The organism is Proteobacteria bacterium CG1_02_64_396 (genome assembly GCA_001872725.1).
Taxonomy (GTDB): Bacteria; Pseudomonadota; MNWR01; order CG1-02-64-396; family CG1-02-64-396; genus CG1-02-64-396.
In genome coordinates this window covers 1-7,409 of sequence record MNWR01000049.1, presented here as the reverse complement: position 1 = coordinate 7,409, position 7,409 = coordinate 1, and the positions used below count along the sequence as shown (strand labels likewise).

Sequence of the window (7,409 nt, the reverse complement as noted above, 5' to 3'; positions counted from 1 at the left end):
AAAGGGTCGACAGCCCCTCCATGGCCACCTTCTTCCACTGGCTGATCTGCGCCGGGTGGATTTGGTGTTCACTGGCCAACTCGCTTGTGGTTTTGACCCCCTTCAGGGCCTCCAGCGCCACCTTCGCCTTGAACTGCGCACTGTGTCGTTTGTGTTTTCCGGGCATCGCTTGGCTCCTCGCTCTCGCCAATCATGCCCCCTCGGTCTTAACAAAACCTACTGTCCAGTTTTTGGGGTCCACTTCATACAGCGGGAATAACACTCCGATATTGATCTCGAAAAAACCCAAAAATCAGGCTGGGAATCACCACTGCCAACGACCAAATCGCCGTGTGCGACAGCAGGTGAAGCGCCGAAAAAATTGCCGTCGTAAGCAGGTTTTGTCCGGAAACCCCGAATATTGAAAAACGCCGCACCGACGTTGCCGCCAAGCCACCCTGAACAAATCCTCGAAAGGCCAACTCCTCGATCAGGGGCAGCAGCAATACCGCCATGATCCCCGCTTGCGGCCACTGCACGCCGGCGCTGCGCAGCTCCGGTTGCCACCAGAACAGCGACCACAAAACGATGGGGGCAGCCATGATGGCCGCCCCCATCGTTTTGTCTTTGAGCAGTCGCGCGACTATGCCGCCTCGTCCCACGCGCCGCCCCGACGCCGACCACGGCGTATGTAGAGAAGTGAGGCGACGACCAACAATGTCAGTATCGGGTCAAAACCGGCATGCGGGTTCATCGTACAACCGCCCCCGCCGCCACCACCGGCAGCATTGCTCCCGCCTCCACCACTGAAAACGGAGCTCCGGGTCGCATCGAGCGGATAAGCGTCGAGGTTGTCGTTCACACCGTCACCATCGGTGTCGGCCTTGAGCGGATCGGTGCCTGCGGCGATCTCATCCACATCGCTGAGGGTGTCGCCGTCGTCGTCGGTGTCGGCGTTGTTGCCGATGCCGTCGCCGTCGGTATCGACGCTTTCCGTCGCATCCAGAGGGAGGGCATCATCCACATCGCTCACGCCATCGTTGTCGTCGTCGGTGTCGGCGTTGTTGCCGATGCCGTCGCCATCGCTGTCGAGCCATTCGGCTGGGTCGATGGGGAAGGGATCCTGGTCGTTGGAGTGGCCGTCGCCATCGCTGTCGTAGAAGCGCTGCAAGCTGCGCAGCATAGGGGTGGTTTGTCCTTCGTAGATCGTCCAGACGTAGGTGAAATCGAGGCCGAGATCGCCGGGGTTGAAGGGGAATATCGAGGGGAGGATGCTGGGAAAACTGGCCGACTGCCGCATCTGGGCGGTAGTCAGGCCAATGGTCTCGGTCGGGGATAGATTGACGGCGACGTTGAATGGGGAATCGGTGTTGAAGTAAAGGCCATTCCCCTCCGCAAAACTTGCCCCGCCCACCAGTCGTGCGCCCCCGCCAAGCAAGGCGGTTACCCCGCCCGTGGCGTAGGCGCGGGTCAATGAGCTGCTGGTAGCAGAAGTGTCCCTGTACCCGATCAGACCGCCGACCTCGGCATAGATCGTCTCACCCGTGATGTTGGCGCTGGAGTGGCAGTGGGTGATCGTATTGGGGGGGGGGGACAAGGTGCCGGTGTTGTACATGGCGCCAATCAACCCGCCGACCCTGGCAGGCCCCGTTACGTTGCCGGTGGTGTAGGCATTGTCGATGGAGATGCCGCCGCCATTCGCCCCGATCTGCCCGATCAACCCGCCGATGTCGGTTCCCACACCTGTGATACTGCCGTCGACGTAGGACTTGGAGAACGAGACGCCGAGAATGGCCCGCCCGACCAACCCGCCGACATGGTTTCTACCCATGACACTGCCCGCGACGTGAACGTCGGTGAACTTGGACCCGTTGAGGGCATCCCCAACCACCCCGCCGACGTCGTCGTCCCCCGTGACGCTGCCGGTGACGTAGACGTTGGCGACAACGGCATTGCCGCCCGTGGCCCAGCCCGCCAGTGCGCCGGTCTGGCTGCTACCGACGATGTTGACGTTGGTCAACCCCAGGTTGCGTACCGACAGGGAGATGCCCCTGAACAGACCGGCGGGCTCACCCGGTCGATTCATGGTCAACCCGTCGACGGTATGGCCCAAGCCATCGAAGCGACTCAGAAAACCATTCAGGTCGGTCAATCTTATGGGCGTGAAACCCATGCCGTTGTTCCAGGCGGCGCTGGGCGATGCGTCGATGTCGGCGCCGAGCACGTAGTAGCCGGTGTACATCCCCTGCAAACCGTCGAAGTTATTGATACCGCCCGCCCCCAGGGTGGTGACGATGGTGCCGGGCGCGCCGTTGATGCTGATGGTGTTGCCGGAGCCGGTGAAATCCACCCGGCCGGTGAAGCCGCTGCCATCCATGCCGACATTGATCTCACCGCTGGGCGACAGGAGGGTCGTGTTCAGCGCCAGCCCGGCGCTGCCGCCGGCGGTCATCACCGCGTTGATGTTGATGGTGCTGGAGGCGGTCAGGGTCAGGATGTTCGCGTTCCAGCTCAGCGCTTGGTCGATCTGGATGACGCCCACACTCCCAGTGCTGTCGCCGCCGTCCGTACTGGTGCCGGTGGTGATCGTCACCGGACCCGCGGCCAGTTTGCTCTGGATCGCACTGGCCGACACGGTCGACCCCGCGCCGCTCGGCGTCCACTCATTACCAACCCAGGCACCTGCCCTTTCGGTCGTGCCGATGGTCACGTCGTAGTAGGCCTGGGCATCCGGCGCAGCCCCGACGAACACGAGTGTGGTCATGGCGAACAGGGCGCTTGCGCGCAGGTTGTGGGGTTTGAACCGAGCCATGCGCTTCGGGTGAAGCATGTTGCGTACTCCTTCGTTGAAAGGTGCTTGTTCAAACCGGTTGCCGTCTGCCCAACGTCGGCAGCCGTTGATGTTCTGGCGGGGGCGGGGACTTATAGGTGGGGGGCCGCGCGGTCTCAACGTGTGCCGACACGAGGCCATCATCTATTTGCGCGATCCGTACTGCGGCGGCGTTCTGCGGATATTCGGGGCTGTTTCCGTGCGGGAAGGTTCTCGCCAAAGAGGGATTACGCGGGGGGCGAGGGTCGACGTCATCGTCTTTGTCTCAGGGTGTCCGACGGCAAAACGCCGAACCGCCTCTTGTACATCCGAGCCAGTCGCCCCATGTGAACAAAACCCCAACGACCGGCCACCTCGGCCACGGTTTCCCGCCGACCGTCGCCATTCAGCAGCTCGCCGTGAAACCCATCCAGCCGGACGTTCTTAAGGTATTCCATCGGCGATACCCCCAGCTCCTTCACGAAACCGCTTTGCAGCGAGCGGTATCCGCATCCGGCATAGGTCGCCAGATCCTCCAGCGTGATTTTTTCGCGGGCGTGGGCATAGATGTAGTCGCGGGCGCGCTTGATGTTGCGCGGCAACATCACGGGATGGCCGTCCGCTTCGATCAGACGCCTCAAGGCGCTGGGATGGAGGGCTATGAGCTGCGCCAGCAGGTAGTTTTCGAGATTGGCGAGGGCGATGGGGTTATGCAGCGCCCCAAGATCGCCATCCATTTCATGGAGCGCATAAACAACGGCGTTCTTCAACGCACGCCCCTGAGGGGTTGCCAGATCGACGGCGGCCTCCATCTGGAAATCGATACGGCCGGCCCTCTCCCCAATCAAGGCGCGGGCATGACGCCGCAGCGTCTCATGGCCCACCACCATGGCGACCCCGCCGTATCCCTGTAGATCGAGCTCGAACGGCCTGGCCATATCGATGACGATCCCTCGGTGCGGCGCCATATCGGTGGCGCCGCCGCGCTGATGCAAACGCCCGGAGCCCGAGGTTAAAAAATTGATGGAGATGACATCGGAGCATTGACTGTCGTCGGTGGCGGCCCGGATGGGGGCATCCTTGCCGTACGAAAACGACAACAACCCAAGATCGTTGACCGCACAGCCGCGGACCTCCGCGTCGATGACGCCATGGGCTTTTGCGATGTTCAGCTCGTGAGGGGTGAACCGTTTCCCCAATTCGTCGCGCAGTTCGTCGATGTCTCTTGAAGCCAGAAGATGGTGGCGGGAAAGGTACATAACGGGCCTCTCGAACAACGAAACGAAAGGCCGTCATGGCCGCAATGGTCTTTGCCATCCAGCGGATTGGGGGCTCTCAACAACCATCGGGACGAAAACCCTGGAAAGTCCCTTCATGAGCAGTGGAATTGCAGCATGCGAGGTGGGGGGCGTCCATTCCACAAATGTGGGGGGTCGCGTGGCGGTCGTCACCACGGTCTCATGCCGCGAGGGGGCGAGGCCCTAAAACAAAGAGGCCGCGGTTTGCGGGATGCCCCCCCAAAACCGCGGCCTCGTATCGAACGCCGTCCTTGATGCGCTACTGAAAAAGCTCCGTCGAGGCAAGGTTGCCGACGCCGTTATACCCCCCCACAACCAACACCTGACCGTTGTGCAGCAGGGTCGCGGTATGGTCTCGACGAGCGCTGCCCATCAATCCAACCGCGGTGAAGGTGTTGGCGACCGGGTCGTAAAGCTCCGCCGTCCTGTACGTGGTATTGCCGTTGTACCCCCCCGCCGACATCACCAGGCCATTGGGCAACAGGGTGGCGGTGTGGTTTTGACTGGCCGTGATCATCAAGCCGGGCGAGGTGAAGGTATGGGTGGCGGGGTCGAAGAGGTCCGTGACCCTGGAGATGTTGGTGGAATCCCAATGTCCCCGCGCCATCAACACCTGGCCGCTGGGCAGCAAGGTCGCGGTGTGATTTTGATGCGCTTTGCTCATCGCACCGGCAACAAGGGAGAAGGTGTTGGTCGCCGGATCGAACAGCTCCGCCGAGGTGTGATAAACCGTGGAGCTGTATCCCCCCGCGATCAACACCTGGCCGCTGGGCATCAGGGTGGCGGTGTGGCCTTGACGCTGCGTGCTCATCGAACCGGTGGCGGCAAAGGTGTTGGTCGCCGGATCGAAGAGCTCCGCCGAACCGAGATTGCCCGTTTTGCTCCGCCCCCCCGTCACCAAAACCTTGCCGTTGGTCAGCAAGGTGGCGGTGTGGTATTGCCGCTGCGTGCTCATCGAACCGACCGCGGTGAAGGTATTGGTCGCCGGGTCGAAGAGCTCGGCGCTGGCGACGGCAAGGCCGACGTTGTTTCCCCCCGTCACCAGCACCTTGCCGTTGGCGAGCAGGGTGGCGGTGTGGTTTTGACGCGATGCGGCCATCGAACCGACAGCGGCGAAGATGTTGGCGACCGGGTCGTAGAGCTCCGCGGTTGGGGTGGCTCCCCCCGCGACCAGCACCTTGCCGTCGGGCAGCAGGGTGGCCGTGTGGCCCGAGCGCGCGACGCTCATCAAAGGTCCGGGCGTGAATGTGTAGGTGGGGGCGGTGTTGGCGACGTAGCAAAAAACCTCGTCGGAGAGGGTCTCCGCCAGGGCATTCACGGCGCCGATGCGGTAGTAGTAAGTCTTGTTGCTGTTAGTAACTTTGTGGATGTAGCCGGGGGCGACGCCGACGATCTTGGCGGAACCGGTGGTGACACCTGGAGCAAGATTCCAGTAGAGGTTGTAGCTGGTAGCGTTGGCGACCGGCGACCAGGTGAGCGTCACGTTTGTTTTATTGGTGGAGACGGCAATGAGGCCAAGCGGCGCCGCCGACGTGACGGCGAGCGCGGCGGTATTCGAGGTGACGCCGCCGCTGCTGGCGGAGATGTTGGTGGAGCCGATGGTCCGCGTGGTGGCCAGACCGTTGCCATCGATGGAGGCGACCGCCGCGTCGCTGGAGCTCCAGGTCAGCCCACTCGGGGTGACGACCGCGCCGTCGGTCAGCGTGCCGCTGGCCACAAACTGCTGGGTGCTGTTCGCCATAACGGTGGCCGAAGTGGGGGTGATCGCCAGCGAAACCAGCTCCGGCGCGGTGACGGTGAGGGCGGCGCTATTGGAGGTGATGCCGTAACCGCTGGCGCCGATGACACTCCCCCCCTCGCCAAGGGTCGAGGCGATGCCGGTGGCGTCGAGGGTAGCGACCGCCGGGTTGCTCGAACTCCAGACGACCGAGCCGGAGACATCGCCGCTGGTCCCGTTGTTGTAGGTCGCGGTGGCGGTGAAGATGACCGTGCGCCCCTTGGCGACCGAAGGGGCGGTCGGGGTGATGGCGATGGCGGTGACGGTTGCCGTGGTCACCGTGAGGGTCGCATTGGGCGAGGCGATGCCCCCAAGGGTCGCGTTGAGGGTGGTGCTCCCCGCCGCCACCCCGTTGGCAACGCCGCTGTTGGCGCCGATGGTGGCGATGGCGCCGTCGGCGCTCTGCCAGGCGACCTGGGTGGTGAGGTTGGCCGTGGAGCCGTCGGTATAGGCGCCGACGGCGGTAAAGTTGCTGGTGAGCCCCTCGACGACGGTGGCGGCGGTCGGATTGAGCGCAATCGCAACGAGCTCGGGCGCCGTGACGGTCAGCGTGACGGTATTCGAGGCGATGCCATTCATGGAGGCGTCGATGTCGGTCGTGCCCAGCCCCAGGGTCGCGGCGATGCCGCTGCCGTTCGGGGTGGCGACGGTAATGTCGGTGGAATGCCAGGCGACCGAGCCGGAGACATCGCCGCTGCTGCCGTCGGAGTAGGTTGCGGTGGCGGTGAAGGTCACCGCGACCCCTTTGGGGACGGCGGCGCTGGAGGCGCTGACGGCAATCGCGGTCACCACTGCGGCGGTGACGGTGAGCGGCGCCTCGACGGAGGTCATGCCGTTGAAGCTGGCGCTGATGGCGATTCGCCCTTCGACCAAACCGGTCGCCACACCGGTGGCGGCGTCGATGGTGGCGATCCTCGCGTCGGCCGAGCGCCAATTCGCCTGGCTGGTGACGTCGACGCTGGAACCGTCGCTGTATCGGGCGGTGGCGGTAAAAAAGGTGTTCTGCCCCATCGCGACCGAGGCGGAGGTCGGGGTGATGGCGACCTCGACGAGGGTCGCCTCGGAGGGACCGGACGTGCCGCCTCCCCCTCCCCCCACGCAGCCTGTGACCCCAATAGCCAAAACCAGGGCCAGAATGGCGCGCCGTGTTATTTGTTTAAAACCCAACATTAATTCCCCCTTGGCCCTGGCTTGTTCGCACGGATGGTGCTCGCCAACGGGCCGTATGATTTACGGGCACCTTAACAACGCAACGACGACTGGGGTGGACCCCACTCCTTGGACAGTTTGGGGGCGAAAATTTGTAAACGGTTAGTGGCGGTGGGTGGTTCCGCCGTGGGTTTGATGGACCTGTTCTGGGGGCTTGCCGCCGAGGGCACTGTGGGGGCGCTCGGTGTTGTAAAACCGGAAGTAGCGGTCGAGCCCCTGGTGCAGCGCCACCCCATCGGCATGGTCGTACAGGTAGATCTCTTCGTACTTCACCGTGCGCCACAAACGTTCGATGAAGACGTTGTCCAGCGCCCGGCCCCGTCCGTCCATGCTGATG

The 7,409-nt window shown here is 63.4% G+C and carries 4 protein-coding genes and 2 pseudogenes; all 6 read right to left on the bottom strand.

The features are described 5' to 3' along the window. A pseudogene (locus AUJ55_05920) lies at window positions 1–166 on the bottom strand (transposase). Window positions 167–242: 76 nt separating this feature from the next. Next, the gene (locus AUJ55_05915; protein ID OIO57932.1) at window positions 243–596 is read right to left on the bottom strand and encodes a hypothetical protein; all 354 of its coding nucleotides are present in this window, start codon (window positions 594–596) and stop codon (window positions 243–245) included. Between the two features lie 26 nt (window positions 597–622). Then, window positions 623–2,809: a hypothetical protein gene (locus AUJ55_05910; protein OIO57931.1), complete on the bottom strand. Its 2,187-nt coding sequence runs from the start codon at window positions 2,807–2,809 to the stop codon at window positions 623–625. Between the two features lie 251 nt (window positions 2,810–3,060). Beyond that, window positions 3,061–4,047, bottom strand: coding sequence for a hypothetical protein (locus AUJ55_05905; GenBank protein ID OIO57930.1), 987 nt, complete (start codon window positions 4,045–4,047; stop codon window positions 3,061–3,063). Window positions 4,048–4,345: 298 nt separating this feature from the next. Further along, complete coding sequence (locus AUJ55_05900) at window positions 4,346–7,033, bottom strand: hypothetical protein (protein ID OIO57929.1); 2,688 nt, start codon at window positions 7,031–7,033, stop codon at window positions 4,346–4,348. Between the two features lie 141 nt (window positions 7,034–7,174). Then, window positions 7,175–7,409, bottom strand: a pseudogene (locus tag AUJ55_05895) (hypothetical protein).

Excerpts from the sequence above, each read along its gene's own strand:
- AUJ55_05905 (OIO57930.1), bottom strand. The coding sequence starts at position 4,047 with ATGTACCTTTCCCGCCACCATCTTCTGGCTTCAAGAGACATCGACGAA.
- AUJ55_05915 (OIO57932.1), bottom strand. The coding sequence starts at position 596 with ATGGGGGCGGCCATCATGGCTGCCCCCATCGTTTTGTGGTCGCTGTTC.
- AUJ55_05910 (OIO57931.1), bottom strand. The coding sequence starts at position 2,809 with ATGCTTCACCCGAAGCGCATGGCTCGGTTCAAACCCCACAACCTGCGC.
- AUJ55_05900 (OIO57929.1), bottom strand. The coding sequence starts at position 7,033 with ATGTTGGGTTTTAAACAAATAACACGGCGCGCCATTCTGGCCCTGGTT.